The organism is Streptomyces sp. DSM 42067 (genome assembly GCF_055792885.1).
Window position 1 is genome coordinate 18,175 of sequence record NZ_CM147706.1, and the last position, 24,701, is coordinate 42,875.

Sequence of the window (24,701 nt, forward strand, 5' to 3'; positions counted from 1 at the left end):
GCCTAGCCTCAGCCTTTGGCTCCACCGAGGTGCAGGTGCCGGAGTGCTCGCCCGACTCGGCACCGATGTGAGCGGTGGCCTCAGCCTCGATCAGCTCCTGCAGGATCCGCTGGGCGAGAAACCCGATCATCTCGATTCCGTCGGTCGTACGTAGTGACTCCATGAGGCGGAGTAGGTCTGACTAGGGCAGGGCCATCGCGCATTCTCTCGTTTGAACGAGCTTGCTGCTCGGAGAGTTGCGCGATGGCTGTGCTGTGACCAGGAGCTATCCCAAGATCCCTGCTACGCCCTGCGGGGCACCATCGGGTGCTTAAAGACCTGCCGCAGGGCGGGCCGGGACCTGCCTGGATCCGGCCCGCCCTGCGGCCCCTACAGTGGATGAAGGAGATGACCATGGACGCCAACCCCACCGCCCTGCTTCTCGACCTCGCTGCCCGCGCTCAGAACCTCGACGACCGGGACTCGTTGAACGACCTCCTGGCCACGGGCCACCGCGCCTGGTGCGCGGGTGTCGCCGACATCCGATCCGGCATCGAGCGGGAGACCGGGAGCTTGTCCGGCCAGCAGCTCGCCGAGCGGTGCGCTGCGGCAGGCGTGCCGTGGGAGAAGGAGATGACGCGCGGCGAGGCGGTCTCCGCGCTCGCGTTCGCCACCTGGGAGGCCGCGCCAGCCGCCATGGCCTACACCGAGCTGGAAGAGCACGCCGCGCGCTTCGGTGCCTGCCTGCTTGGCGAGGAGATGCGGTAGGCCGGCGCTCGCAGCGGCTGGACACCAACCCACCCGCTTTGGCATTATCGAACCTGTCGCGCTCATCCGGGAGCCGGCATCGCCTTGCCGAACCTTCCAAAGGGGTTGTGATGTCTCAGGCCGAACGGCTCGTGGACACCGCGCAGATCGTGGCCGAGTTCGGCACGAGCAAGCCCCGGATCAGCGAGTGGAGCAACGACCCGACCAGCGGCTTTCCCGAGGTCGCGCACACCGAAGGCCGCAAGCGGTTCTGGCGCTACGACCAGGTCGCCCAGTTCTTCGCCCAGCGAGCCCCGAAGAAGCGCACGCTGCCGGCAGCGGTACTCGAGGCCGACCAGGACGAGCTACTGACCAAGCGGGAGGTGGCCCAGCTCCTCGGGTACACCCGCACCTCGACCATCGACGGCTACATTCGCGACAGGCCCGGATACTTCCCCGAGCCCGACCAGGACGTCGACGGCCCGCTGTGGCGCCGCGGCACGATCGTCGCCTGGGCCACCAACCGGCCCGGCAAGGGCCGACGGGCATCCGCCCCGGGCGCTGCGCTGCCCAAGGTGTCGGCCGAAGGGGACCCCGACGATCTACTCGGTACCGCCGAGGTCGCAAGCCTGCTCGGCTACGGCAGCGCCGCCTCCTTCTCCAGCGCCCTCTACCAGGGGCGCATCCCCGAACTGCCCGAGCCCGACGTCCTGGAGAAGGGGGAAGGCGGCCGCGGCCGGGCCCGCAAGAAATGGCGCCGGGCCACCGTCGTCGCTGCCGCCCGGCAGCGTGGCGTGCTGCCGGCCGCCGACCAAGACGCGGACGAGGACCTGGTCGGCGCCGCGGAAGCGGCCCGGATCCTCGGCTACACCAACGCCGACAGCTTCATCAGCGCGCTGGGGCACGGGCTCCTGCCCGACCTCGAGCAGCCCGACGGATACGAGTACCGCCGCGGCAGCGCCGGCCGTCCCCGTCAGCAGCGATGGAAACGCTCCCGCCTCGAGGAGCTGGCAGCCCGCCGCTCCTCGACACCCTGACCGCACCGATCCCGCGGCATACGCAGGTACCGTAAGACCGCGGCCTCTGGTTGAAGGGATCGACGAACATCCCGGCGGGCCAGACGCCGCACGATGGCCGGTATGGAGAGGCCAGCCACCTCTCCCCCGCGAAGCCCCTGGCTCCGCGGAACCGGCCATCACCACTACCCCAGCCCTAGAGGGCGAGGAGGCGGCTCTTGCCGAACACGTCGTTGGCGATCTGCGTGAACTGATCGGCGGCCGTCACGCCGCGGAAGATTCCGTCCCGTCGGCGCCCACCAGCCGCCCCCGCGCGCGGCGTGCCGGTAATGAGGCGACTGGCACCAAGGTCGAGGAGAACGAGGTCCATGCCGCCAGTCCAGGAAGCAATACCACAGTCCGCCTGAACACACGATCGCTTCGCACGGGCCCGTGTCGGAGCTGGGCACGGGACACGGCATGTTGCCGTCGGAGACCGGCTCGGGGTGTTCGCACTGGTCCCGCCACACTTTGGCCCGCTGCGCCAGGTCCTCGAGAAACCGCCCTTGATCATGGTTGACATGGCGGCGCAGCACGGTGGTCTCGTGCCGCAGCACGAGCAGCTCTGCGTCCTTCGCCGCATCGTGGCGGAGTGGCTTTATTCACCAGTAGTGACGGCGGTTGTTCACGAGTTGGGGAGGCACCCAGGTCCACGGTCGGGTGATGTTCACAAGTTTGGACAGCACTGAGGTACTTGCCAGGGCAGCATCGGGGTGCTCCTGGTGAAGGGTCCTGGTCATGCCGCAGATGTCCAAGGCCGAGGTGGCGTCGCGGGGGCCCGCCGGTCACCGACCGGCGGGCCCCGCGCTGTGTCTCGCGGTGTCTTCCTGTGTGTCAGTCGCAGGTCTTGTACGTGTAGCTGCCGTACTTCAGCTCCTGGTCCTCGTAGAAGCTCCACCGCCCCGTGTTCGACCGGTAGAACCCGAACGACTGGTTCGCCTCGCCCACGTACCTGAACTCGATGCGCCGCTGCAGCTGGTCGGTGTGGGTGGCGACGTAGAGGAGATGACTGTCCGCCTGGCCGAACGTCGCCTTGCCGACCTTGCCATCGGCAGTCAGGCCCCAGCGCTTCTGGAGGTTGATCGTCGCGGCCTTGGTGAGGGCGCCGAAGTTGCCGTCGATGTCGTGCTCGGAGAAGCGGCCGCCGCTGCTGTTCACCTCGGCGCCCTCGGCCACCAGGATCCGCTGCCACAGGCAGGTGGCGTTGGAGTTGTTGTACGACGTCGTCGACAGTGTCCCCTCGTCACTGAAGTCGTCGTAGTAGTAGCCCGCGCCACTGACGTAGCCATCGGAGGCGGCAGCCGACACGGGCGAAGCGCCCAGCCCGAGGCTGACCGCCGCAATGACCGCGACGGCTCCGGCCCCCCAACGGGTGCTTGCTGTACGGATGTTCATGATCGGATCCTCCCCCGACGCCCCGTGAGTGCGGGGCGCAGCTGATGCGGCATTACACGGATGGGGGCAATCGGCCTCAAGCCGCCCCCTCGGCACTTGGCAGCTTGTCAGCCGCAACTGCCGCTCCGCCAACCTTTTCAGCCCTAGCGAAAAAGTCCAGCTCACCCCGGCCAATCTGGTGTTCGTTTCCCAATGAAACGGTGCCTGGGGTCAGGCCGGGGTAGCGCCGGACGAGGCTCGCTCGGCACGAGGGAGTCCCGGCCCGTCGCCAGTTCCGCCATGTACTTGTGCATGCCGTCATTTCTCGTGAATAACCACCGGCTCGCCGCCCACCGTCTGTTGCTCAAACCCATAGACAAACGCTGCTGACGAAAGTGAACGAAGCCAGCGGAGTAGCGCAGATGGGACGGACAGCAGCTTCCGAGTCACCTTGTACACCAGGGACACGCTCACCCGGACATGCTCCCAGTCAGCGCAACATCATCGCTGCCACCTGCGGCGATGACTTTTCGAGCGGCACACGGGGCGGACCCACGACGCCACCGCCGCCCGCCACTACAAGATCGTTGAGCACTTGAAGACGGCCGGCCTCGGGGCCTCGCCGACCTGGGCTTCCTCGGCGGGGACAAACCCGAGAACCCCGACGACCTGGTCATCGTCACTGGCTTCAAGGCCACCCGTGCCCGCAAGCTCACCCCGGGGAAGAAGCAGGCCAACCGCGTCCTGGCCGCCGGACGAGCCCCCGTCGAACACGGCTTCGCGAACCTGAAGGCCTGGCGCGTCCTCACCAAGCCCCGCACCGACCCCGGCCGCGCCACCGCGCTCCTGCGCGCCCCGCTCGTCATGACCAACTTCGAAGTCAACCGGTGATGGACGATCAGACCACAGACCCCGCCCGCGACCAGCACAAGCACACCCGATCGAGCGTCACGCCATCCCCTCCGACCAGCACTTCGAGTATGCCGAAGGTTCCAGGAAGCCGTAGACGGATGTCTGACGGCCTATCTGCTCGGTTCGTTGCACATGCGTGAAGCTCCAAATGAAGCCGCGAGTCTGCCAGCAGGCCACAACTCACAGCGTCAGATCTTCGCCGTTGTGGGAGGTAGCGCATGACGGCGTCAGACTCGGCGGCAGCGATCTCGAAGCTCGGAGATGACGGCTCTCTCGCGCGCGTTGACGGCACCGTCCACCGTGGCCACCCGGTCGGCCACGTCGAGGAGGTCGCTCAGATCCCCTGGCTCGGCGTCTATGCGCTGCCACACCTCGGCGGGGTCGATATCGACAAGGTGAGCGAGCTGTTCGTCGACCACCTGGTGCTGATCCCGGACCAGCCGCACCAGGTGCCGCATCAACAGCGCCTCATCGTCGGCGACCTCGCGGTTCGCCCTGATGACGAGCCATGCGACCCACAGCATCAACTGCGGATGCTGACTCCGCTTGCTCAGATTTTCGGCGAGTTCGATCACCCGCGCCTCGTTCCGGAAGACGGCCTGCGCGTGCCGCCCGGCGAGTAGCGTCGTATAGCGGTTCAGAACTACCGCAAGGGGAACGCCGACCAAGGGGATACCGATCTTGATGATGTTGCGCTGCAGGAGATGCTTCCCGACGACGGGGAGCCCCTTCGCGGCGGTCAGTACCGCTCCGGAGTAGAAGCGCTTGATCATCGGCCGCACTATGGCCGGGACCGCCTTGACCACGCTCTCCCGGACCACTTCCCCGCTCTTGATCGTGAAGGCCACTCGAATGAGCTTCCACATGTCATCGGGGTCGGACAGGTCGAGCGGGACCCGGTAGAGGACTGCGATGTCGTAGGCCAGGCGGAGCTGGAGCCGGGTGATGAACGCGACATCGACCATCAGGGTCGCGACAGCGGCCGGGACAGTCGCCGGCGAGGCACCACCAAGGCTCCCGAGGGTGGCGACGACTGCCGCCGAGTAGGCCCCGGCGGAGAGCCCGCCTTCGAGCGCGGCGTACCGAGCCGCCATCTTGATCCGCTGATCGACGATGGCATCCGCAGGGACGCCCGCGTACCGCTCCTGGAAGTACTGCCAGTCGACCTTGGCGGCGTAGGAGCTCATGGCCTGAGCGCTGAGCTTGGTGAACCAGCCGCCCGACTTGATGTCGTCCGGGCTCAGCCCTTTGACGAACTCCCGTATCTCGTCCCGCTCATGCTCGACAGCCTCCCGGTCGGCATCGCCGGCGTCGACAGCGTCAATCGGAGCTTCGGTCATGGCGAGTTCCCCCAGGCGATTCAGCGTATAGCCAGGTTGCCAGGTTTGGACAACCCCGCTGACGTCTCAACACGGCGGCTCAGTAACCAGCACATCTGCCGACGGATGCCCCATTGAGCTGCAACCCTAGCGCGTCATCCTGCGGCCGGTGCCATCGCGTAGACCTCCGTCGTGATCGCCTTCACTGGGGTCAACTGCGTCACACACCAAGCAACCCCGAGTGAACAGCACCGTGTCGGCCGCCTTCACCGCCTCGTCCGCCGCGAGCTCCTCGGCGATGCAGTCGGGCTCACCCGCGTACGTCCGGCCGAAGCGCGACCGGACCCCCTCGAGCAGCCCGATCTGGTCTTCCTGTTCCTGAGTGTCAGCGACCGCGTCAACGTCGTTCGGCGGCGGCGAGTTCGTCGCGCTCGGCCCGCACCTCCTCCAGCTTCTTGGCCAGCTGGTCTTCCAGCTCGTCCAGTTCCGCGCGTCGCGCCGCGATCCGTTCCGCGATCCCGGATCCACCATGGGACCGGATCGTAGGCGGCAACGGGCCGTCGCCACGGGGAACCGGCAAAACCGCCCCGGCCCGCCCCGTCAGACGATCAAGACCGCAGACTCCCGCTCGCAACCTGCACGAGCACGCCCATGGAGCGTCACACCAGCCCCTCCGACCAGCACGTTCGAAAGATGGCGAAGGCTCGAGGAAGCAACCTCCGCCGCTTGGGTTCCTTCACGCGTGTCCCGTCTCACCGATAGTTGAGCGGTTCTCAGCAAAGGTTGGCTGACCCCTTTCGTCTCAGTGAAGCTCTTGACTGCGCCGCTCGGGCCGCGACTGACCCGGAACAGCTGCGATTCCGGGCTCGGCTGACAGGCCTTGCTGGACTGTGCCCAGACGGACGCCGGCCCCCGCGCACCCGCGCCGGTTGCCACCCTCGTCGGCAGCAAGTCGTCCGCGCCGCCGGGCCGTTCACCGCGAGGAGTGAACATGATCCCGCCCGCAGGGCACGGAACCCCGCACACCTGCCCGGGATCCCGGCCCGGTAGCACACTGGCACTCCCAACCCTCCTCTGCATCAAGGGAGATGTTCGAATGATCGGACCGACCGCCGCACCCGAACTGCGGACGGGCCGCTGCCAGTGCGGCGATATCGCTTACGAGGTGACCGGCACCCCGGACGACCCCCACCTGTGCTCGTGCAAGCACTGCACGCTCATCTCAGGCTCGCCGGCGATGGCCTGGGTCGGGTTCCGCAAGGAGGAGCTGACCTGGACCGGCCCCGGAGGCGAGCCAACCTGGTATGGGACCTGGCCGACCTTGCACCGCGGCTTCTGCCCGCGCTGCGGGACCCACCTCGTCTCCGTCGCAGACGACTCGGAAACGATCATGGTGACGTTCTTCAGCCTCAACGAGCAGAGCGGCCTCGAGCCGGTCGGGCACAGCTTCCGCCAAGTCGCCGTGCCGTGGATGACCATCACCCTCGCCCCCGACCCGCTTCACCAGTAGTGCGCACGGCCGCTCCCCGGCCCGCGCCGCAGTGACAAAGCTTCGGCTGGGCGGGGAGAAATCCGGGCGTATGGTGGTCCGCGTGACGGACGTGACCCGCGAGGATCTTGACGACGTTGCCTCAGTGCTTCCGGCACTGGTACGCGCCTTCGGACTGAGCGAGGCCACGAGCTGGAGGTTCCTGACCACGGGGCTGATGAACCGCAACTGGCGTCTGGAGAGGCCCGAGGGCACGTTCGCGCTGAAGGAGATCAGCGACGTATCGCTGGCCAAGGCCCGTCGGAACCTGGGGGTGCTGTCCCGTCTCGCAGACGAGGGGTTGCCGGTCTGTGAGCCGGTGCACAGCGTCAGCGGGGATCCCGTCGTCGAGGTGGACGGACGCGGATACTGCCTGCTGCCCTGGGTGCACGGGAAGCACGTACGGGGCACCGAGCTGTCACTGGATGAGGTACGGAAGCTCGGTGGGCTGCTGGCACGGCTCCATGAAGGGCTTAACGGCGCGGTGGTCCGCGACGGGCTGTTGCCCGGGGCGGACGAGCGGCCCCGCGCCAGGGTGACGACGCCGGAGGCCGCAGCTACGAAATCCGACCGCCTCCTACAGACCATCGGGCGATCCGGCTCGGAGGCTTTCGATCGGTTCGCGGCCGAGGCGCTGGAGCAGCGCAAGCTGCTGCTCGACAAGTACGCGCCGCTACGACCGAGCGCCGAGGTCCCGCTGGGGCCGTTCGGCTGGACGCACGGCGACTTCCAGTACCGGAACATCCTGCGGCGCGACGGCACCGTGGTCGCGGTACTGGACTGGGACCGGATTCAGGTGCGTCCCTACGGGGAAGAGGTGGCGCGCACCGCGCAGGTCCAGTTCGGCATGGACGGCCGCCTGGACCTGGAGCGCATCGCCGCTTTCGTGACCGGGTACCGCACGGTCGCCCCGCTGGGCGTGAACGATCTGGCCGACGCCGTGTCCCGTCTGTGGTGGAAGCGGCTGACCGACTTCTGGCAGCTGGAGTGGCACTACGACCGGCAGAACTCCAGCTGCGACGACCTGTTTCTGGCGGACGAGCCGGTCGTGCAGTGGTGGAGCGAGCATCTGGACGAGGTACGGGCCGCGTTCGCGGCGTGCCCGTGACAGCTACCCGTCGAGAACTCCGGCCGCGGCCAGCTCCGGCAGGCACGGCCGGGTCAGCTGCTCCGCCCGCATGCGGGCTCCGGCTCCCAGTTCCGCGTGATCGGCAGCCTGGATGGCGTGTGCCCATGCCTCGGTGTCGTCGTAAGGCAGGGCCATGCCTGAGCCTCCCAAGGCCTCCGGGATGCCTCCGCGGCGGGCCCCGAGGGTGGGCAGGCCGCCCAGCCCAGCCTCGATGATCACTCGGGGGAAGGCGTCCTCGACGGCGGAGGGGACGAGCAGCAGCCGGTGGCGGGCATAGAGCGGCGTCATGTCGTACGTGCGTGGCACGTAGGAGACGTTGTCGTAGCCCGCGAACTCCTCGGCGGTGTCCCACCAGCCCTCGACCAGGGTGAAGTGCCGGTCCGGTAATCGCCCAATCAGGCGGTGCAGCAGCGCCGAGCCTTTCGCCGGAACTGGGTTGATCATGAGGAGGTCGCCGGTTGGGGGTTCGTCTTTCAGCACGGGCCTGACGAAGGGCGGGTGCAGCACAGTGAGGCAGGTGTCCGGACGGGGCCGGGCGCGCGTGGCGACGAACTGGGAGACGGCCAGCGCGTGGTGCGGCGCCCCATGGAGGACGCCGAGCCCGTTCCCGGAGACCGAGTGCAGGATGCCGACGACTCGCGAGGTGCGGCGGCCCATCGCGCACAGGTCCGCGGCTCCCTCCTGTGCGGTGATCACCAGGTCCGGGGACAGGCGGTGCAGCGCGTGGCACACAGCCGCTTCCAACGCCGGCTGAGGCACGGCGCGGCACGTGAGGCCCTTCCACTGGTAGTGCAGCTCGTCGTCCTGCTGCTCGCAGGGAACACCGAGCGAGGCCAGGTGGCGCCGCATCATCGGCAGCTCGGACGCGGCGGCATCCCAGGGCGGCTGGTGGGTGCCGAGGTAGACGACGGACCAGCCGGCAGCGCGGAACTCCTCGGCCAGGAGCTGCTGCGTTACTTCCGCGCCGCCGATGAGGAACGGTGGCGGCGTACGACGCCAGGCGAACAGGACGGTGGGCACGCGTCACCGCCCATTCAGCACGAGGTCTGTGACGGCCTGTGCCACATCCTCGGGGGGCTGGTCGGCCGAGACCACCTCGAGGCGCCGCGTGATCACTGGCTGCTTGCCGTTGAGGGGGAGTGTCCAATAGACGGCGGATCCGATGATCAAGGAGACGCCTGATGAGCGAGACCATCACCGAGCACGAGGCCGTGGAGGAGCCGGTCGTCGAGTCGGCCGCGGAGGCGGTGTCGGACGAGCAGTTGATCGGGATGCTGGTCGACCGTGCCCGTTCCGACGGGCTGCAGTTGACCGGGGAGGGCGGGCTGCTGCAGCAGCTGACCAAGCGGGTGCTGGAGTCCGCGCTGGAGGGCGAGATCACCGATCACGTCGGCTATGACAAGCACGACGCGACGGGCAGGAACAGCGGCAACAGCCGTAACGGCACCCGGTCGAAGACCGTGCTGACCGATGTCGGCCCGGTCGAGGTAAAGGTGCCCCGCGACACCGCCGGCACCTTCGAGCCGCAGATCGTCCGCAAGCGGCAGCGGCGTCTGACCGGCGTGGACGAGATGGTGCTCTCGCTGTCCGCGAAGGGCCTCACGCACGGGGAGATATCGGCTCATCTGGCCGAGGTGTACGGGGCGGAGGTGTCCAAGCAGACCATCACCACGATCACCGACAAGGTGATGGAGGGCATGGCGGAATGGCAGTCCCGCCCGCTCGACCGCGTCTATCCCGTGGTCTTCGTGGACGCCATCAACGTGAAGATCCGGGTTCTGTCGACGATCTTGTGATCCGGACGCTTGAGCGGGTCGTGTCAGCTGTTCGCGATCATGCATCGCGTGCTCTCGTGATGTGCTCTTGGAGCTGTTTCCGCACCTGTCCGCGTTGCTGATCGAGGAGGTCCAGCGGCGGCCGGACAAGGTGGTGCTGAGGACGCGGGCGCGAGCGACGACCGCGGCCTGCCGGTGCGGCCAAGGCTCGACACGAGTGCACGGCCAGTATGTGCGCCAGCTGCGTGATGTCGCCGTGGGCGGGCTCGGCGTCGTGATCGAGTTATGCATACGCCGCTTCCGCTGTGAGAATCCCGCCTGCTCCGCGGTGACGTTCGCCGAGCAGATCGCAGGACTGACCACCCCGCACAGCCGCCATACCCCAATGCTGCGTGTGGTGTTGACGCAGATCGCCCTGGCCCTGGCCGGCCGGGCAGGAGCCCGCTTGGCGGCCGCGGTCGGCATCTCCGTGGGCAGGGATACGCTGCTGCGGCTGGTCAGAGCCTTGCCCGAGCCCGATGTCGGCCACGTGGAAGCGCTGGGCGTGGACGACTTCGCCTTCCGCAAGGGCCGCCATTACGGCACGATCCTGATCGACATGGCCACCCACCGTCCGCTTCACCTCTTCGACGGCCGCGAGGGCGAGGACCTGGCCGCCTGGCTGCGCGATCACCCCGAGGTGAAGGTCATCTGCCGGGACCGCTCGGGTAGTTACGGGGAGGGCGCACGGCTCGGGGCGCCACAGGCCGAGCAGGTCGCTGACCGCTATCACCTGTGGGCCAACCTCGGCCAGGCGGTCGAGAAGACGGTGAACGCCCATCGCGCCCGCCTGGCCGAACCGCCTCCTGGATCAGCCGACACGCCCGACGAGCCGGAGGCGGAGCCGCAGGAGGTCCAGCCATCACGGGAGCTGAAGATCGTGACTCGGCTGCGTGAGCAGCATGCCGCCGTCCACGAACTGTGGGAACAGGGGATGTCGAAGGCGGCGATCGGCCGGAAACTCGGGCTGCACCAGGCCACAGTCCGCAAGCTGGTCAACGCCCGCTCTGCCGACGATGTCGTCGCCAAGAGCCTCCAGCGGGCGCACATCGTCGATCCGTACGTCGGCTATCTCCACCGGCGCTGGAACGAAGGCGTCAGAAACGCCGCCCAGCTTTGCCGCGAGATCCAAGAATTGGGTTACACCGGAGGCGAGTTGGCCGTCCAACGTCACCTGCGACGCTACCGAACCGGGCGTGGACACGCACCGGTCCCGGGACCGAAGCCTCCGTCGGTCCGCGAGGTCACTTCCTGGATCATGACTCACCCCGAACACCTACGGGACGAGGACGCGGACAAGCTGCACCGCCTGCGGGAACGCGATCCCGAGCTGGACCGTCTCACCGGCCACGTCCGGAAGTTCGCCGCGATGATGACCGCGCGCCAAGGCGAGCGCCTCGAGAACTGGATCGCCGACGCCGAGCAGGACACCCTGGCCCCGCTGGCGTCCTTCGCCCGCAACCTCCGCCGTGATCTCGACGCCGTCCGCAATGGCCTGTCGCTGTCACACAGTTCTGGCGCTGTCGAGGGCAACATCAACCGGCTGAAAATGCTGAAACGCCAGATGTTCGGCCGAGCCAGTCTCGATCTCCTTCGCAAACGCGTCCTGCTCGCGCGATGAGTTCAGACCGTCCGGATCACAAGATCGTCGACAGAACCAAGATCCGCGACGGCAAGGTCGCCAACAGACCGATCTATATCGCCATGGCGCTAACCGTCGACGGCACCCGCGACATCCTCGGCATCTGGGCCGGTGACGGCAGCGAGGGTGCTAAGCACTGGCTCCAGGTCTTCACCGAGCTGAAGAACCGCGGCGTCGAGGACGTCCTCATGCTCGTCTGCGACGGCCTGAAGGGCCTGCCCGACGCGGTCGAGACCGTCTGGCCCCGAACTGTGGTCCAGACCTGCATCGTTCACTTGATCCGCAACAGCATCCGATACTGCGCCCGCCAGGACTGGGACAAGATCGCGCGCGATCTGAAGCCCGTCTACACCGCGCCGAGCGACGCCGCCGCGACCGAGCGGTTCCTGGAGTTCTCCGAGAAGTGGGGCACCAAGTAACCGGCCGTGATCAAGCTGTGGTCCGACGCCTGGGCCCAGATGGTCCCCCTCCTCTCCTTCGACGTCGAGATCCGCAAGGTGATCTGCTCAACGAACGCGATCGAGAGCGTCAACGCCCGCATCCGCAAGGCCCTCAGGGCCCGCGGCCACTTCCCCTCGGAAGCCACCGCGTTGAAGTACGTCTACATGACGCTGATGAGCCTGAACCCGACCGGCAAGGGCCGCCGCCGCTAGACGATGCACTGGAAAGCACCACTGAACGCCTTCCAGATCGCCTTCGAAGGCCGCCTCACCCCCACCAGCCACTGACCCTCAACAACCAAGATCAGCCGTTGATTGGACAGACCCGCTTCTGATGCTCTGAGCGGGTCTGTCAGGTTCTTCATGACATTCCCGGCCACTACATCCGCCGGGCAGAGGCTTGGTCACCGACGAACGAGTCGGGCGATGCATGACCGACACGAGGTGAAGGCTGCTTGGGTGCGGGAGCCTTCAGATCTTGCGTGCTTGCACGACGACGCCTCCCCAAAAGGCGTTGACGGGGTCGTTTGGCCGGAACACATAGTCAGTGGTGAACCCGCTCTTGGCGAGGATGCGTAGCCAGCCTTGGAGGTTGTACATCCACCGGACGGTCCACATGGACTGGGCGGGGCCGGTACGCACGAGCATGCGGCGCCGCCCTTCGGGCATGCCGGGTGAGCGGATGAGGCAGGAGAACACCAGCCTGCCGCCGGGCTTCAGCCGCTCGGCGATTCGCGGCAGGAGGAGATGGGGGTCGCTGAACCAGACAGCGCCGTAGTTGGAGAACGCGGCATCGAGGGTCGGCAGGTGCGGGGTGATGGCCACGGCGTCGCCGAGCCACCATTCCAGCGCGTCGATGTCGGCAAAGCTGCTGTTGGCGTGGTGGATACGGACGGGTGAGACGTCGATGCCGATACCGCGGGCGATGCTGTGATCGGCGAGGCCGGCGAGTTGCGCGCCGTGGCCGCATCCGAATTCGGCGATGGTCGCGTCCTCGAGCGGGCCGAGGAGTTCGTGGCCGGGGCCCGGCGCGGTCCGGAACATCCAGTCCATGGCTTTGGGGCGGTCACGGTTGGGCCGCCCGATGAGATCCCAGGTGGCGGCGTTGAGCCGGGCATCATGTGCCTGCCGCGAAGCCGCTGTCGTCGTCACGGCGCCTCCGGCGGCGTGGAAGGCGAGCGAAACAAGGGGATGACGTCGTGTCGGGCGGCGGCGTATGTGCCGTGGAGTAGGCGGGGATTGCCCAGTACGAGCCATTCGGTGGGGTCCGAGCCGGTGGTCATCATGGGGTCCAGTCCTTTCAATGCATAGGGTGTGACGAGTGATTCACGGTGAGCCTGGACAGGTGACCTTGGACGCGGCAGTAGCCGATGCCCGTCTTGCTGTACTGGAATTCGATGACGCTCGGGCCTGGCTGGAACGCGCCTGACAAGAGCGAATGGAGCCGCTCGCAGCCGAGGTCTGGGTGACTGATCCCGCCTTCAGCCACGTCCTGCTCGTGAAGCATCGCTGGCGCGGATGGGTACCGCCTGGAGGCAAGGTTGAGCCAGGTGAGACGCCGCGGTGCGCCGCGGCCCGTGAACTCGCAGAGGAGACCGGTCTGCGGGGTGAGCTTCTGCCGGTGCCGGCGGCTGTCTCCGTCCGTTCCTACCGTGCCGACTGGTCGCCGACCCTGGGGCTGTCGTACGCCGCGATCATCGACCGTGATGTGCCACTCGTCGGGGAGAGCGGCCAGCCGCCGGCATGGGTCGATCTCGACGACGAGTGGGAGAGCGCGTTCCCCGAGGACCTCGACCGCATCCGTGCGCACGTGGGGCGGCTGGCGGCCGGGCACTCGGTCGGGCCGCGCTGAGCCCCGCCATCGAGTCCCGGTCAGGAGCGTGTTGACGTCGACCGTCGTGCAAGGTCCCACAGTCGGCCCCTTACCTCGGTGTGGCTGGCAGGGCCGGACCGGGGAGGCTTGCGCGGATGACTCGATCGCTCGTGCACAGCGCGGCTGCGATGTCGTCCCGCAGTCCTGCCGGGATGGCCTGCGTTTTGAGAGCGCACGCGTCCACCAGGTCGCGGCCCTGCTGCGCCTGCTGGTCGGTGACGAGTGCGAGGCATAGCGGGTGCGAGAGGACCTCGCGGGCCGCGTACCCGTCGCGCGCTTCCAATGTGCGGCCGACCAAGTCGTCGGCAAGACGCTGTGCTGAGGGGTGGCCTGTGGAGGCGACGGCGTCGAGGACGGTGAGGCCGAGGCGGATGTCGAAGACCGTTAGGCCTGGTTCCGCCTGGCGTGAGAGGTAGGTGTTCAACAAGCCCTCGAGGTCGTGATCGACTGGTTGGTCAGTCTCGCGGTGGCACAGCACGGTGAGGCACGCGGTGACGGCCTGCTCCCAGGGATCACCGGGAGCCGTGTGTAGGAGGAGTTCCGCAGCCTGGTCGGTGTCCCCTGCGGTGAGGGCGGCGAGGACGGCGACTTGGCGGCCGTCGAGCATCCGTTTGCCGACGCCGCGGTGCTTCTCAATGTGGGCCAGCGCCTCCTTCCAGCGTCCTTCGGTCGTGAGGGTGCGGGTGCCGTCGGCGAGGAGGACGCGCCACAGCCAGGCGCGGACCTCCTGCAGGTCCTCCGCGCTGGCAGTGAGGTTGGCCGGCACGAGGATGCTCTCGAAGCGGGCGGTGGTGCTGGTGCTGACGGTTTCGTACAGGGCGAGGAGGCGCTCGCGGCCGTCGTCGGCGCGGCCGGCGCGGATCTGCAGGCGGGCGAGGTTGACCACCGGTTCCAGAGCGCGGATCGCGGTCATGCCGGGCAGGGGGCACGCGTGGAGGTAGGCGTCGGCGTGCTGGTGGCACATCTCGCGGGCGAGCTCGGGAACGCCGACGTCAGAGGCGACGAGCGCAGCCTGGTTGTAGACAGCGGAGGCGAGGCCCTGGTCCGCCTTGCTCGCGGCGGTGGCGGCCAGGTCTACGAGGCTGGCGACACGCTCGGGCAGGGGCAGGCAGGCGGGGCGGAATCGGGCGACGAGCGGGAATCGCTGGGCTATGGGGCCGTGCGGGTCCATGAGTCCCCCAGGGGGCGAAAGTGACGAGGTGATGAGCCAGCGGTGCCCGCCGGCGCACGCCGACGGGCACCGTCCGTGGGAGTCGGCGTGCTACTGCCAGTCGACGATGATGCGGTTCAGCGGGGTGTCGAGAACGAAGCGGCCGGGCCGCTCCTCGATGGCGGGTCCGTGGAGGGGCTGGATTTCGAATGTGGCCTCCCGGTCGCGGTACTCGCGGTCCCAGGTGCGCAGGGCTTCGGCGACGCGGCTGGCCAGTGCGTCACTGCCGGGGCCGTGGCCGATGACGCCGAACTCCCACAACTTGCCGCCCTCGGGGGTCTTCTGCTGCTGCGAGAGTCGGCGGGCGAGATAGGTGATGGCGCCCTTGTCGACGGCGGCGGTCGACGAGGGGTAGGGGTCCTCGGTGAGCACACTGCCCTTGGCGGACTGTGGGAACAGCATCCGGATCAGGCCGCTGGGCACCGAGCAGGTGACGAACAGCTCCATCCACTCCGGGGATTCCATGGCGCGGAACATCACGCCGGTCCACTCCTCGGTCCGCGGCTGTTCCAGCACTCCGGCCAGGGCGTCGGCGTCGATCTGCTGCCCGTTGGGCGCCTGGAGCCGTACGGTGCTGTCCGTGCTGAGCGGGATGACGCGGCGGTCGTCGTCGGCGATGCCTTGCCGTAGCGGCATGAAGGTGTTCATCGCGCTGCCGAGGGACATCCACCTGCCGTCGCGCTGCTCGTAGGCGATGGAGCGGGAGACGCTGCCCTTGAGGCGCTGGGGGGTCAGGAGTCGGCCGCCGGGGGCGAGCTGAAGGAGCCAGGCGTGGGGAATGCCGTGCGCGCCTACGGTGGCGATGATGTGGTCGTACGGGGCGCCCTCGGCGTGGCCGAGGGCGCCGTCGCGGGTCAGCGCCTCGACGTTGGTGAATCCGGCCGAGGCCAGGTGCGTGCGGGCGCCGTCGACCAGGTCGTCGTCGACGTCGATGGTGGTGACGTGGCCCTTCTCGCCGACGAGGTGGGCAAGAAGGGCGGCGTTGTAGCCGGTGCCCGCGCCGAGTTCGAGGATGCGTTCGCCGGGTTGGGCTTCGAGCTGGTCGAGCATGAGGGCGACGACGTCCGGCTGGGAGGCGCAGGAGATCGACGTGCCGTCGGTGTCGTACTTGATGTTCACCGGCGCGTTTGCGTAGGCGTCCTCAAGCGATGCCTCGGGCACGAACAGGTGGCGGGGCACTGTACGCAGCGCGGTCTCGACGCCGGGGGTACGGGCGTGTCCTGCCGCCTGGATCTGGTCGACCAGGGCGTTGCGGAGCCGTTCGGCGTCGGCCTCGTGGGCGGCGATCGTGTCGGTGGTCACCGCGCTGACGCTATCGGCCGCGAGGGTCGTTCCGGCCGCTGACGCGGTGTTGTCACTCGATCCCATGACTACCTCTCGTGCGATGTGGGCGATGGCGTGCTGGTCCTCCCGGGAGAGGCCGGCACGGTTGGCGTGGAAGATCAGGTGGTGTGCGATGACGGCGCGCAGACCGCGCGTGAGCCCGCTGCGGACGGCGAGGTGGGCAAAGGTTGCGCCAGCGCGCTCGAACGCGGACACCCACTCGGCGTGCCCGTCGAGCGGGCCGCCGGGGCGGCACAGGCTATGCGCGTCGGCGGTCATGAGCTTCAACACCGCCGGGGCCAGGGCTGCGGTCGTCTCGGGGGCCGGCGGTTCGGCGGCTGGCCGGAGGGCGGCGTACTTCGCCCAGACGTCGCCTTGCTCGTACCAGTCCAGGCCGGCGGCGCGCATCATCGCGCTCACCAGGAGCACGGCGGTTTCCCGGCGTCCGAGGTGCCCGGGTCCGGGCTGGTAGGCGGGCAGGTGCCGACTGTCGTAGTGGAAGAGGTCGTGCGCGACGTCCATGGCCGCTGTGCCGCCGAAGGCGGTCGTCTCGGGCTCGTAGATGCCCGGCAGCCACTGAACGACCTTGCCCTCTTCTACGAGTTCGCTGAGCAGGGTCTCAACGGCGGGACAGGCCGGGCCGTGGTGTCGCAGGGGCCAGGGCTGCTTGTTCATGAACCAGAAGCCGGCGAGCTGCCCTTCTGCCTCCGCACCGAGCAGGGCGGGACCGAGACGGTTGGCAATGACGTGCTGTGCGGTCTCGCGGTCGGCGAAGACGATGTTGTGCTGGTGCCAGTGGTCGGGGGGCATCCGGCATCCTCCGGTCGGTCGAAGTCAGGCGATGAGCAGGCAGGCGTCCCAGGCGGAACGGGACGGTGTTGCGGTGCTGGGCGCGAGCACTGCCAGGGCGATGCCGGCGGCACCGAGCAGGCCGGGGCCCCGCTCCTCGTCCTCCAGGAGCGCCGTGGTGGCCGATATCGGGTCGGTGCCCGGCGGGTGGACGGCGGCCAGGAGCGCGAGTATCACGGCCTGAAGCTGCCTGGCGGTCGCCGGGTGGGCATCTTCGGCTGCGCGGGCGGCGACGTGGGCGAGCCCGGCGAAGCCGTGGCACCGGGCGCTGTCAGTGGTCGCTTTGAGCCGCGCGGGGTCGGTGAGGGCGGCCACGAGCGCGTTCTCCGCGTCGAGTTGGCGGCCGGTGTCGCCGAGGGCGAGCGCCGCGAGTTGCTGGGCGCGCGCGAGACCGGCGGTGCCGTAGCACCAGGACGGCCGCCGCGGGGCGAACGGGGTGATCTGGCCAGTGCGCAGCTCGCTCAGCGTGACCCAGTACGGCCAGGCCGGGCCACGTCCGGTCTCCTGCTGCCAGCGGTCCAGCCACGCCAGGATCGTGCGCAGCGCCTCGTGGTGGCCGTCGACGAGCGTGCCACGCCGGGCGGCGAGGGAGAGCAGCGCGAGCACGCCGCCGATGCCGTGCGCGACGCCGGTGTTGGCGTGTCCGCCGGGGAATCGGTCGTCCGGTCGGCCGGAGGGCCCTGTGTCGGTCCACCAGCCCGGCAGGGCCTCCCCGTCGCGTGTGATCGCCCGTCTGCGGCCAGCCACGCCCACGTGTCCCGGATCGTGTCGGTGATCGGCGGGTAGCGCAGGCCAGCGGCGACGGCGCGGCTGGAGTCCACGGACCAGACGCCTGCGTGCGTACGCCATTGTGGCAGCTCGGGAGCGAGCGACCGTGACACGAAGAGAGGGCCGGGCCTTCCCCCTGGGGAAGGCCCGGCCCTCTCGTCGTACGACAGCCCCTACTCGGTCTTGATCGCGTTCAGTATGTTCAGCTTCGCGGCGCTGCGGGCCGGCCACAACGAGGCCAGCACGCCGACGAGTCCCGCGAGCACCAGGAAGATCCCGATCCGGTCCCAGGGCAGGACCAGCTCGTAGCCGGGGATCGACGCCCTGATGGTCTCGCCGATCGCCCAGCCGAGAAACACGCCGAGGCCGATGCCGATCAGTGCGCCGAAGAGGGAGATGACCACGGCCTCCAGCCGGACCATCCGCTTCACCCGGCGCCGGTCGAGACCGATCGCGCGGAGCATGCCGATCTCCTGCTGTCGCTCGAAGACCGACATCGCGAGGGTGTTGACCACGCCGAGGACGGCGATGAGGAGGGCCATCGCGAGCAGGCCGTACAGGATGTTCAGCATCAGGTTGATCATGCCGCCGAACTGGTCGCGGATGTCCTGGTGGTCCATCGTCGTGATGGCCGGGTTCTCACCGAGGGCGCTGATCAGGGCCTTCTCGTTCGCCGCGGTCTGACCGCCGTCCATCTTGACGAAGATCTGCGGGATGAACGGCTTGGCCTCGTGCGGGTTGACGACCTTGGTGCTGACGACGACGGGGGACAGGAACTCGCTGTCCTTGTAGACCGCGCCGACCGTCAGGGTGCCCTGCTTCTTGTCGCCGAAGGTGACGGAGATGTCCGTGCCGACCTTCCAGCCCCTCTTCTCGGCCGTCTTCTCGGCGACCGCGATCCGTCCTTCGGCGAGCGATCCGAGGCCGCCCTGCACGACGTCGATGTTCAGGACCTGCTCGATGGCGCCCGGAGTGACCGCCGATGCCGACACGAAGCCGTCCCTCTCGGCCTTCCCGCCCTTTCCGAGCTCGAAGTACACGGACTGCTGCGGCGAGACCGCGGACACGCCGTCCGCCTTCTCCAGGGCGGTCAGCGCGGACTGGTCGAGGTCACCGCCGTTCGCCATCACGACCATGTAGTCGGCCTTGATGTTGTCGGTGGTCATCTTGTCGAGGGCCAGGCCGACCGTGACACCGAGCACCGACAGACCGGTCACGAGCGTCAGACCGATGGCGAGCGCGGATGCCGTGGCGCCGGTGCGGCGCGGGTTGCGGACCGCGTTCTGCCCGGCCAGCTTGCCGGAGACCCCGAACGGGCCGGTGAGCAGCGGGCGGATGAGCGCGATGACGGGCCGCGACAGCAGCGGGATCAGGATGATGATGCCGATCAGTGCGAAGAACGCGCCTGCCGCGATACGGATCCTGCCGTCATCGCCGCCCATTCCGGCGCCCCACACGATGGCGGCCGCGCCGAGCGTGGTGATGAACGCGCCGATGGAGTTGCGTACCACCAGGGACTTGGTGGTGGCAACCGCGTGGACGCTGCTCATCGCCGCCACCGGCGGGATCTTCGCGGCCCTGCGGCCTGGCAGCCAGGCGGCGAGCATCGTGATCAGGACGCCGACGGCGAGCGCGGCGATCACCGGGGTGGCGGTCACGACCAGCGGTCCGGGCGGGACGTTCATGCCGAACGTGGCCATACCCGAGCGCAGCCCGAGCGCCAGACCGACGCCGATGACGAAGCCGATCGCCGAGGCGATCGCGCCGACGACCGCGGCCTCGATGAGCACCGAGCGGGTGATCTGCTTGCGCGAGGCGCCGACGGCGCGCATCAGCGCGAGTTCCTTGGTGCGCTGGGCGACCAGCATCGAGAAGGTGTTGGAGATCAGGAAGACGCCGACGAAGAGCGCGATGCCGGCGAAGCCCAGCAGCACCTGCTTGAGGGCGCCCAATCCCGACTCGATCTCCTTCGCCTGCTCTTCGGCGATCGCCTGGCCGGTCTTGGCCTCGGCGGACTTCGGCAGCAGGGGTTCGATCGCGTCGAGGAGCTTCGCGTCGTCGGCGCCAGGGGCGGCGGTGACGGTGACGTCCCGGTACCAGCCCGCCTTGAGGTACTGCTTCTGGGCAACGGCCGTGTCGAAGAGCACGAGGCTGCCGCCGGCTTTCACCTCGCCGTCGTCGGTGATGAAGACACCGCTGAGGGTGAACTCCTTGACCGGCCCGTTGGTCGCGACCCGGACACGGTCGCCGACCTCGTAGCTGCCCTTGGCGGCGGTGCCCTCGTCCAGCGCGATCTGACCGGCCTTCAGCGGGCCCGAGCCGTCGGTGAAGGCGTAGGCGGGGTCCTTGCCGTCCTTGCCGGGAGCGAAGTTGGAGCCCTTGGGGCTGCCGAACGTGCCGTCGATGAGCTTCCCGTCGGTGTCGGCGACCCCGGCGAAGCCCTCGACGCGGCCGTACGCGGCGGCCACGCCGTCCAGTGCCCGGATCTTGTCGACGGTCTTCTGGGAGACGCCGGGGTCGGACTCGGGGTCGTTCGGGTCGCCGAACGAGGTGACGGCCACCGCCACGTTGTCGTAGCTCTTGGCGGACTGGCTTCGGAAGGCGTTCGAGAGGGTGTCGGTGAAGACCAGGGTGCCGGAGACGAAGGCCACGCCGAGCATCACGGCGAGCACGGTCATCAGCAGCCTGGCCTTGTGCGCGAGCACAGTGCGCACGGCGGTACGGAACATGTGGGCGTCCAGGTGATGGGGCGTCCGGTCCCACGGGGACCGGACGAAGTGACGGGAGCGGGGGCTGGGCCCCGGAAAGGGGAGCCTGAGGGCTCAGCTCGTGCGGCCCTTGGCGTCGAACGCCTTCATGCGGTCCAGCACACCGTCCGCGGTCGGGGCGAGCATCTCGTCCACGATCCGCCCGTCCGCGAGGAAGACGACGCGGTCCGCGTACGAGGCCGCCACCGGGTCGTGCGTCACCATCACGACGGTCTGGCCCAGCTCCCCTACGGAGTTGCGCAGGAAGCCCAGCACCTCGGCGCCGGAACGGGAGTCGAGGTTTCCGGTCGGCTCGTCGCCGAAGATGATCTCGGGCTGGGAGGCGAGCGCGCGGGCGACCGCGACGCGCTGCTGCTGGCCGCCGGAGAGCTGGGCGGGGCGGTGGTGGAGCCGCCCGGAAAGCCCGACCATGTCGATGACCCGCTCCACCCACTGCTTGTCGGGCTTACGGCCGGCGATGTCCATCGGCAGCGTGATGTTCTCCAGCCCCGTCAGCGTCGGCAGCAGGTTGAACGCCTGGAAGATGAAACCGATCTTGTCCCGGCGCAGCTGGGTCAGCTGCTTGTCCTTGAGGGAGCCGAGCTCGGTCTCGCCGATCCGCACGGAGCCGCTGCTGAAGCTGTCGAGCCCGGCGACGCAGTGCATCAGCGTGGACTTGCCGGAGCCCGACGGGCCCATGATCGCGGTGAACTCGCCCTGCCGGAAGTCCACGGTGACCCGGTCGAGCGCGACCACCTGGGTCTCACCGTGTCCATAGACCTTGGACAGCTCCATGGCGCGGGCGGCCACTGCGGTGGCACGGTGGGCGGTGGTGGTGGTCACGTGACGGCTCTCCTGGTGGCTGATCCTGAGGGACCCCACCATCCTGCTATCCGCCAGGCCCCCGGATCGTCCGTCCTGGTGCCCGTTCCCGGGGCCCTCTTGGGTCTGACGGCGGTAGCAACCCGTCCTCCTTTGGTATGACGGCGCCCCCCGGACGGCCTCGGGGGCGCCCTCGGGGTGCGTCCCGTGCCGCCGCGCCGCGAGGGGCGGCGACCTTCCGTCATTCCGGGGCACGGTGCCCGACGCGCGCCTGGGGGCACGGCTTGAGCACATCACCGGTCACTTGCGCTGACACACCTTCAGACATCAATGAGTGAGACAACAAGCGGCTCGGCACTCCGCTCACTGAGCTCTTCTCCGTAATGTCTCGTGACGGTTCGTGATCTTCGTTCAGGTGGTGCGACCGTGTTCCAGTTGGAGCAGGACGAGGGCGGCGCCGGCGATTCTGGTGATCCCGCTGGGGTCGAGGCTGATGCGGCGCAGGGCCTTGAAGGTGACCTTGAGCAGGGCGTTGGCATGGGCATCGAGGGCGGGCCGCGGGACGGCGGCGAGATCACCGTGACGGTCGGCGACCACGGCCGGCCGCCAGGGGTGCAGACACTCGACGGCGCCCGGTACGTCCCGCGCATGTGGGGCGCGCCACCACACGAAGGCGCAGATTGGCACTACTGCTGGGTGCGGCCGTAGCAGACGGGCCTCGGCCGCGGCGCCAGCACCGCATGGCCGCGACGGTGCCGGTCTCGAACCGGTCCGGTGGAGGGCCGGGTCAACCACATCAAGCACTCAAGCGGGCCATGTACGGCCGGGCCTCGTTCGAACTCCTCGGCACCCGCATCCTCACCCGGCCATAACCGTCAGGGAAGTACAGTCCACCGCATCACACGGAGTTCTCGCGGATCAGCTGGATCCATACCGAGGGCTGGCCCTCGGCCTCAGCCTCAGGATCGATATGTCGCGCCGCATCAACCACAAGCTCCACGCACGAGTAGAGACGGTCGTAGTGCCACAGGTACTCTGTCTCCGACCGCGTTCTCAGGCTCCCTCAATCTGCTGGAAGAACTGTAGGGCCGCATGCCACCGCCAGGCCATTCTCGACGTACTGCACGACCGAGGAGCTGAAGATGGAGACCGCAGGATTGTGACGTCCCTGGTTGTACGGCCTGCGAACCTCCGGCAGATCGTCGACGGTGATCGGGGCCGGGAGAAGACACAGCACGCGCCCTTCTCCGGGAACCACACCGACCACAAGGCTGCTCGCATCGGGCCCCCAATAGCCCAGTTCGTAGAGCCGTTGGCCAGCCCTGACCAGGCGGCGTTCGTGCTTGCCAGCCCGATTGGGCAGGAGAGCAGGGAGCGTGCCGGCCTGAGGGCGGGGCGTGAAGAGCGGCATCCGTGGCAAACCCCACTCACGCAGGGCAGCCCGGTCGCCCTCCGGGAGATCCCATCGCTCGGCAGCCTCGACGGCGACGCGGGACCCGGCGGTTACCAGGCACGACACGGGCTGTGACAACACCCGTCCAAGGGCCTCCTGGATCGACGCCCACCTATCTGCACCGTTGCTCTCCACCCGCGTCAGCATTCCGGCAATGCCCCTCGCCTTCAAGATCGTTCACGGAACTGCGGCCAGAGCCCTGAAACTGGCCAGGCGCTGCTCCCTCAATCCCCAGATCTGCTCATCGTGAAGAGTCCGGCGGCGTCAGTGGTCAGGCGACCCACGGGCCGGGTAGATCCGTGCGGATGGCCTCCAGGTCATCCGCCGTGTGTCCTCGTGCGTGGATCCAGCACTGGTCGAGCAGGCCGTCGCGGCGCAGCAGCCGGCCAGGCGCTGCGTGCCAACGCAGCGGCGAGTCCTGCTCGCTTGCCCACATCGGGTGGTCGGGCAGGTCCACTCGCGCGTAGCGCGCATGGAGGTCAGAGACGAGGTGGTCCGGCAGTTCGCAGCGTCGTAGAGCCTGCCGGTGGCGAAGAGGGACTCGCTGAGCACCGACTCCACCCAGGCCAGGGACATGCGGTCGAGGAAGGGGATCCAGCCCTCGTGCGCCTCCACCATCACCGGCGGATCGTCCTGCTCAATCCGATCGAGGGAAGCTCGAATCCCAGCTCGCCCTCCGCGGCATCGAGTTCGGCCGCGGTGCAGCCGTCCTCGGGCCGCAAGGGCCGCTCCGCCCACTGGTCGGCGTAACACGCTACGAAATCCCAGGCGTGGGATCGGCCGGTTACCCCGCCTCTCAGCAGCACAGACACGTCAAGGGCGTCCGACATGGCGCAGACCCTACCGCTTCCCGTTGTACTGGCAACGGTGTGGGGAACCCAAGCAGCCCTGGCCGTTTTCAGGGCTCTGGCAGAAGGAATGATCTTCGCCGATTGACATTGAGATTCCGGGCTCGGCAACAGCGGCTGCGAGGTGTCGACGCGGCCCCGTGATCGCTGACACGATGTTCCGATGCCCTCCCCCTTGGTGGAGCCGTGGCTGCGCGGCGTCGCAGCCAACCCAGCCGCGCCGTCTGAGGTACTGCGACGCCTGCTGGACCCGGCTGCAGCCGCAGCCTGGAAGGTTTGTGTGAAGGGCGCGAGCTTCCCGCCGACATCGTCGACCACGCGGCCCGGATGGTGCGGCCCTTCGGCCCTGAGGCGCAACGGCACGACGGCGTGCGGATCCAACTGCAGGACTTCTCTACCCGCGCCTTCCTCGCCCCCGAGGGTCCTGTTGCCCCGTTCTCGCAGTGGCCGCCGCAGGCAGGGGAAACCTTCGGCGTGTTCGCCGAGCGGATGCGCGCGGATGGCTTCGCGTTCCTATGGGAGGCCATGCAGGCTGGCCAGACCGGGCCAGTGCTTGTCGCCGCTGTGAGTGGCCAGCTGGTGGGAGCGATCGGCCCGATGGAGGTCCGCCGCGACCCTGTCGGCATCGCCTAGCTGATGCCGCAGTACTTCGGCGCACTCCCAGAGGAGCGCGGCCACGGCTTGGGACGACTGCTGTGGCGGGCGGCCATGCACTGGGGGCAGAGCCACGGAGCGGCCTATCAGGTGTTGCAGACGGAGATGGGTGGCCCATCGGACGTGTTGTGCCGCCGCGAGGGCTGCACGTCGTTCGGATTCGTGGTCACCCGGACGGTGGCGGTGGGGAGGTGACCAGTGGGTCGGGCAAGTAC

At 68.5% G+C, this 24,701-nt stretch carries 23 protein-coding genes and 5 pseudogenes; 11 read left to right on the plus strand and 17 right to left on the minus strand.

Annotated elements, in window-relative coordinates:
• Nucleotides 1-25: 25 nt before the first annotated feature.
• Nucleotides 26-163, minus strand: a pseudogene (locus ACSMXV_RS00115) (IS256 family transposase); the annotation flags it as partial.
• Nucleotides 164-393: 230 nt separating this feature from the next.
• Here ACSMXV_RS00115 and ACSMXV_RS00120 point away from each other — a divergent pair.
• Nucleotides 394-747, plus strand: coding sequence for a hypothetical protein (locus ACSMXV_RS00120; RefSeq protein WP_473175647.1), 354 nt, complete (start codon nt 394-396; stop codon nt 745-747).
• Between the two features lie 110 nt (nt 748-857).
• On the plus strand, nt 858-1,763 hold the full coding sequence (locus tag ACSMXV_RS00125; RefSeq protein ID WP_473175648.1) for a helix-turn-helix transcriptional regulator: 906 nt from the start codon (nt 858-860) through the stop codon (nt 1,761-1,763).
• Between the two features lie 175 nt (nt 1,764-1,938).
• Here the strand turns inward: ACSMXV_RS00125 and ACSMXV_RS00130 are convergent, their stop codons facing one another.
• Together ACSMXV_RS00130 and ACSMXV_RS00135 are read right to left on the minus strand one after the other, a co-directional pair.
• Nucleotides 1,939-2,112 (minus strand): hypothetical protein, encoded by a 174-nt coding sequence (locus ACSMXV_RS00130; protein ID WP_473175649.1) that lies wholly within the window; start codon nt 2,110-2,112, stop codon nt 1,939-1,941.
• A gap of 503 nt (nt 2,113-2,615) precedes the next feature.
• Entirely contained in the window at nt 2,616-3,176 is a 561-nt protein-coding gene (locus ACSMXV_RS00135; RefSeq protein ID WP_473175650.1) for a peptidoglycan-binding domain-containing protein, read from the minus strand.
• 654 nt (nt 3,177-3,830) lie between these two features.
• Here ACSMXV_RS00135 and ACSMXV_RS00140 point away from each other — a divergent pair.
• Nucleotides 3,831-4,046 carry a transposase family protein gene (locus ACSMXV_RS00140; RefSeq protein WP_473179197.1) on the plus strand — a complete coding sequence of 72 codons (216 nt, stop codon included), beginning with the start codon at nt 3,831-3,833 and terminating at the stop codon, nt 4,044-4,046.
• Between the two features lie 248 nt (nt 4,047-4,294).
• Here the strand turns inward: ACSMXV_RS00140 and ACSMXV_RS00145 are convergent, their stop codons facing one another.
• Both ACSMXV_RS00145 and ACSMXV_RS00150 read right to left on the minus strand, forming a co-directional pair.
• On the minus strand, nt 4,295-5,407 hold the full coding sequence (locus ACSMXV_RS00145) for a hypothetical protein (RefSeq protein ID WP_473175651.1): 1,113 nt from the start codon (nt 5,405-5,407) through the stop codon (nt 4,295-4,297).
• Nucleotides 5,408-5,783: 376 nt separating this feature from the next.
• On the minus strand, nt 5,784-5,939 hold the full coding sequence (locus ACSMXV_RS00150) for a hypothetical protein (RefSeq protein ID WP_473175652.1): 156 nt from the start codon (nt 5,937-5,939) through the stop codon (nt 5,784-5,786).
• A gap of 543 nt (nt 5,940-6,482) precedes the next feature.
• Here ACSMXV_RS00150 and ACSMXV_RS00155 point away from each other — a divergent pair.
• Both ACSMXV_RS00155 and ACSMXV_RS00160 read left to right on the plus strand, forming a co-directional pair.
• Nucleotides 6,483-6,896 carry a GFA family protein gene (locus tag ACSMXV_RS00155; RefSeq protein WP_473175653.1) on the plus strand — a complete coding sequence of 138 codons (414 nt, stop codon included), beginning with the start codon at nt 6,483-6,485 and terminating at the stop codon, nt 6,894-6,896.
• A gap of 82 nt (nt 6,897-6,978) precedes the next feature.
• Nucleotides 6,979-8,022, plus strand: coding sequence for a phosphotransferase (locus ACSMXV_RS00160; RefSeq protein ID WP_473175654.1), 1,044 nt, complete (start codon nt 6,979-6,981; stop codon nt 8,020-8,022).
• 3 nt (nt 8,023-8,025) lie between these two features.
• Here the strand turns inward: ACSMXV_RS00160 and ACSMXV_RS00165 are convergent, their stop codons facing one another.
• Complete coding sequence (locus ACSMXV_RS00165) at nt 8,026-9,063, minus strand: glycosyltransferase (protein ID WP_473175655.1); 1,038 nt, start codon at nt 9,061-9,063, stop codon at nt 8,026-8,028.
• A gap of 3 nt (nt 9,064-9,066) precedes the next feature.
• The gene (locus tag ACSMXV_RS00170; protein WP_473175656.1) at nt 9,067-9,213 is read right to left on the minus strand and encodes a hypothetical protein; all 147 of its coding nucleotides are present in this window, start codon (nt 9,211-9,213) and stop codon (nt 9,067-9,069) included.
• Nucleotides 9,214-9,224: 11 nt separating this feature from the next.
• Between ACSMXV_RS00170 and ACSMXV_RS00175 the strand changes: the two are divergent.
• The 3 genes and pseudogenes from ACSMXV_RS00175 to ACSMXV_RS00185 all read left to right on the plus strand — a co-directional run.
• A pseudogene (locus ACSMXV_RS00175) lies at nt 9,225-9,818 on the plus strand (transposase); the annotation flags it as partial.
• A gap of 154 nt (nt 9,819-9,972) precedes the next feature.
• Nucleotides 9,973-11,478 carry an ISL3 family transposase gene (locus tag ACSMXV_RS00180; protein WP_473179198.1) on the plus strand — a complete coding sequence of 502 codons (1,506 nt, stop codon included), beginning with the start codon at nt 9,973-9,975 and terminating at the stop codon, nt 11,476-11,478.
• A 38-nt stretch (nt 11,479-11,516) separates the two neighbouring features.
• Nucleotides 11,517-12,227 (plus strand): annotated as a pseudogene (locus tag ACSMXV_RS00185) (IS256 family transposase); the annotation flags it as partial.
• A gap of 183 nt (nt 12,228-12,410) precedes the next feature.
• Here ACSMXV_RS00185 and ACSMXV_RS00190 read toward each other — a convergent pair.
• Nucleotides 12,411-13,091: a class I SAM-dependent methyltransferase gene (locus tag ACSMXV_RS00190; protein ID WP_473175657.1), complete on the minus strand. Its 681-nt coding sequence runs from the start codon at nt 13,089-13,091 to the stop codon at nt 12,411-12,413.
• Between the two features lie 286 nt (nt 13,092-13,377).
• Here ACSMXV_RS00190 and ACSMXV_RS00195 point away from each other — a divergent pair, with 286 nt between their 5' ends.
• A complete protein-coding gene (locus ACSMXV_RS00195; protein WP_473175658.1) occupies nt 13,378-13,791 on the plus strand; it encodes an NUDIX domain-containing protein in 414 nt (137 codons plus the stop codon).
• A 70-nt stretch (nt 13,792-13,861) separates the two neighbouring features.
• Here the strand turns inward: ACSMXV_RS00195 and ACSMXV_RS00200 are convergent, their stop codons facing one another.
• From ACSMXV_RS00200 to ACSMXV_RS00240, 9 genes and pseudogenes are all read right to left on the minus strand, one after another.
• Entirely contained in the window at nt 13,862-14,983 is a 1,122-nt protein-coding gene (locus ACSMXV_RS00200) for a hypothetical protein (RefSeq protein WP_473175659.1), read from the minus strand.
• A 90-nt stretch (nt 14,984-15,073) separates the two neighbouring features.
• Nucleotides 15,074-17,155 (minus strand): methyltransferase, FxLD system, encoded by a 2,082-nt coding sequence (gene fxlM / locus ACSMXV_RS00205; RefSeq protein ID WP_473175660.1) that lies wholly within the window; start codon nt 17,153-17,155, stop codon nt 15,074-15,076.
• Between the two features lie 24 nt (nt 17,156-17,179).
• Nucleotides 17,180-17,920, minus strand: a pseudogene (locus ACSMXV_RS00210) (lanthionine synthetase LanC family protein); the annotation flags it as partial.
• 215 nt (nt 17,921-18,135) lie between these two features.
• Nucleotides 18,136-20,691, minus strand: a complete 2,556-nt coding sequence (locus tag ACSMXV_RS00215; RefSeq protein ID WP_473175661.1) for an ABC transporter permease — start codon at nt 20,689-20,691, stop codon at nt 18,136-18,138.
• Between the two features lie 93 nt (nt 20,692-20,784).
• Nucleotides 20,785-21,594 (minus strand): ABC transporter ATP-binding protein, encoded by an 810-nt coding sequence (locus ACSMXV_RS00220; RefSeq protein ID WP_473175662.1) that lies wholly within the window; start codon nt 21,592-21,594, stop codon nt 20,785-20,787.
• A gap of 348 nt (nt 21,595-21,942) precedes the next feature.
• Nucleotides 21,943-22,068, minus strand: a pseudogene (locus ACSMXV_RS00225) (IS5/IS1182 family transposase); the annotation flags it as partial.
• Between the two features lie 526 nt (nt 22,069-22,594).
• Nucleotides 22,595-23,131: an SUKH-4 family immunity protein gene (locus ACSMXV_RS00230; protein WP_473175663.1), complete on the minus strand. Its 537-nt coding sequence runs from the start codon at nt 23,129-23,131 to the stop codon at nt 22,595-22,597.
• 124 nt (nt 23,132-23,255) lie between these two features.
• Entirely contained in the window at nt 23,256-23,441 is a 186-nt protein-coding gene (locus ACSMXV_RS00235) for a hypothetical protein (RefSeq protein WP_473175664.1), read from the minus strand.
• Nucleotides 23,442-23,601: 160 nt separating this feature from the next.
• Nucleotides 23,602-23,814 carry a hypothetical protein gene (locus ACSMXV_RS00240; protein WP_473175665.1) on the minus strand — a complete coding sequence of 71 codons (213 nt, stop codon included), beginning with the start codon at nt 23,812-23,814 and terminating at the stop codon, nt 23,602-23,604.
• Nucleotides 23,815-24,108: 294 nt separating this feature from the next.
• Between ACSMXV_RS00240 and ACSMXV_RS00245 the strand changes: the two genes are divergently transcribed.
• Both ACSMXV_RS00245 and ACSMXV_RS00250 read left to right on the plus strand, forming a co-directional pair.
• The gene (locus ACSMXV_RS00245) at nt 24,109-24,465 is read left to right on the plus strand and encodes a hypothetical protein (RefSeq protein ID WP_473175666.1); all 357 of its coding nucleotides are present in this window, start codon (nt 24,109-24,111) and stop codon (nt 24,463-24,465) included.
• Nucleotides 24,466-24,468: 3 nt separating this feature from the next.
• Nucleotides 24,469-24,681 (plus strand): GNAT family N-acetyltransferase, encoded by a 213-nt coding sequence (locus ACSMXV_RS00250; protein ID WP_473175667.1) that lies wholly within the window; start codon nt 24,469-24,471, stop codon nt 24,679-24,681.
• The last annotated feature ends 20 nt before the right edge of the window (nt 24,682-24,701 follow it).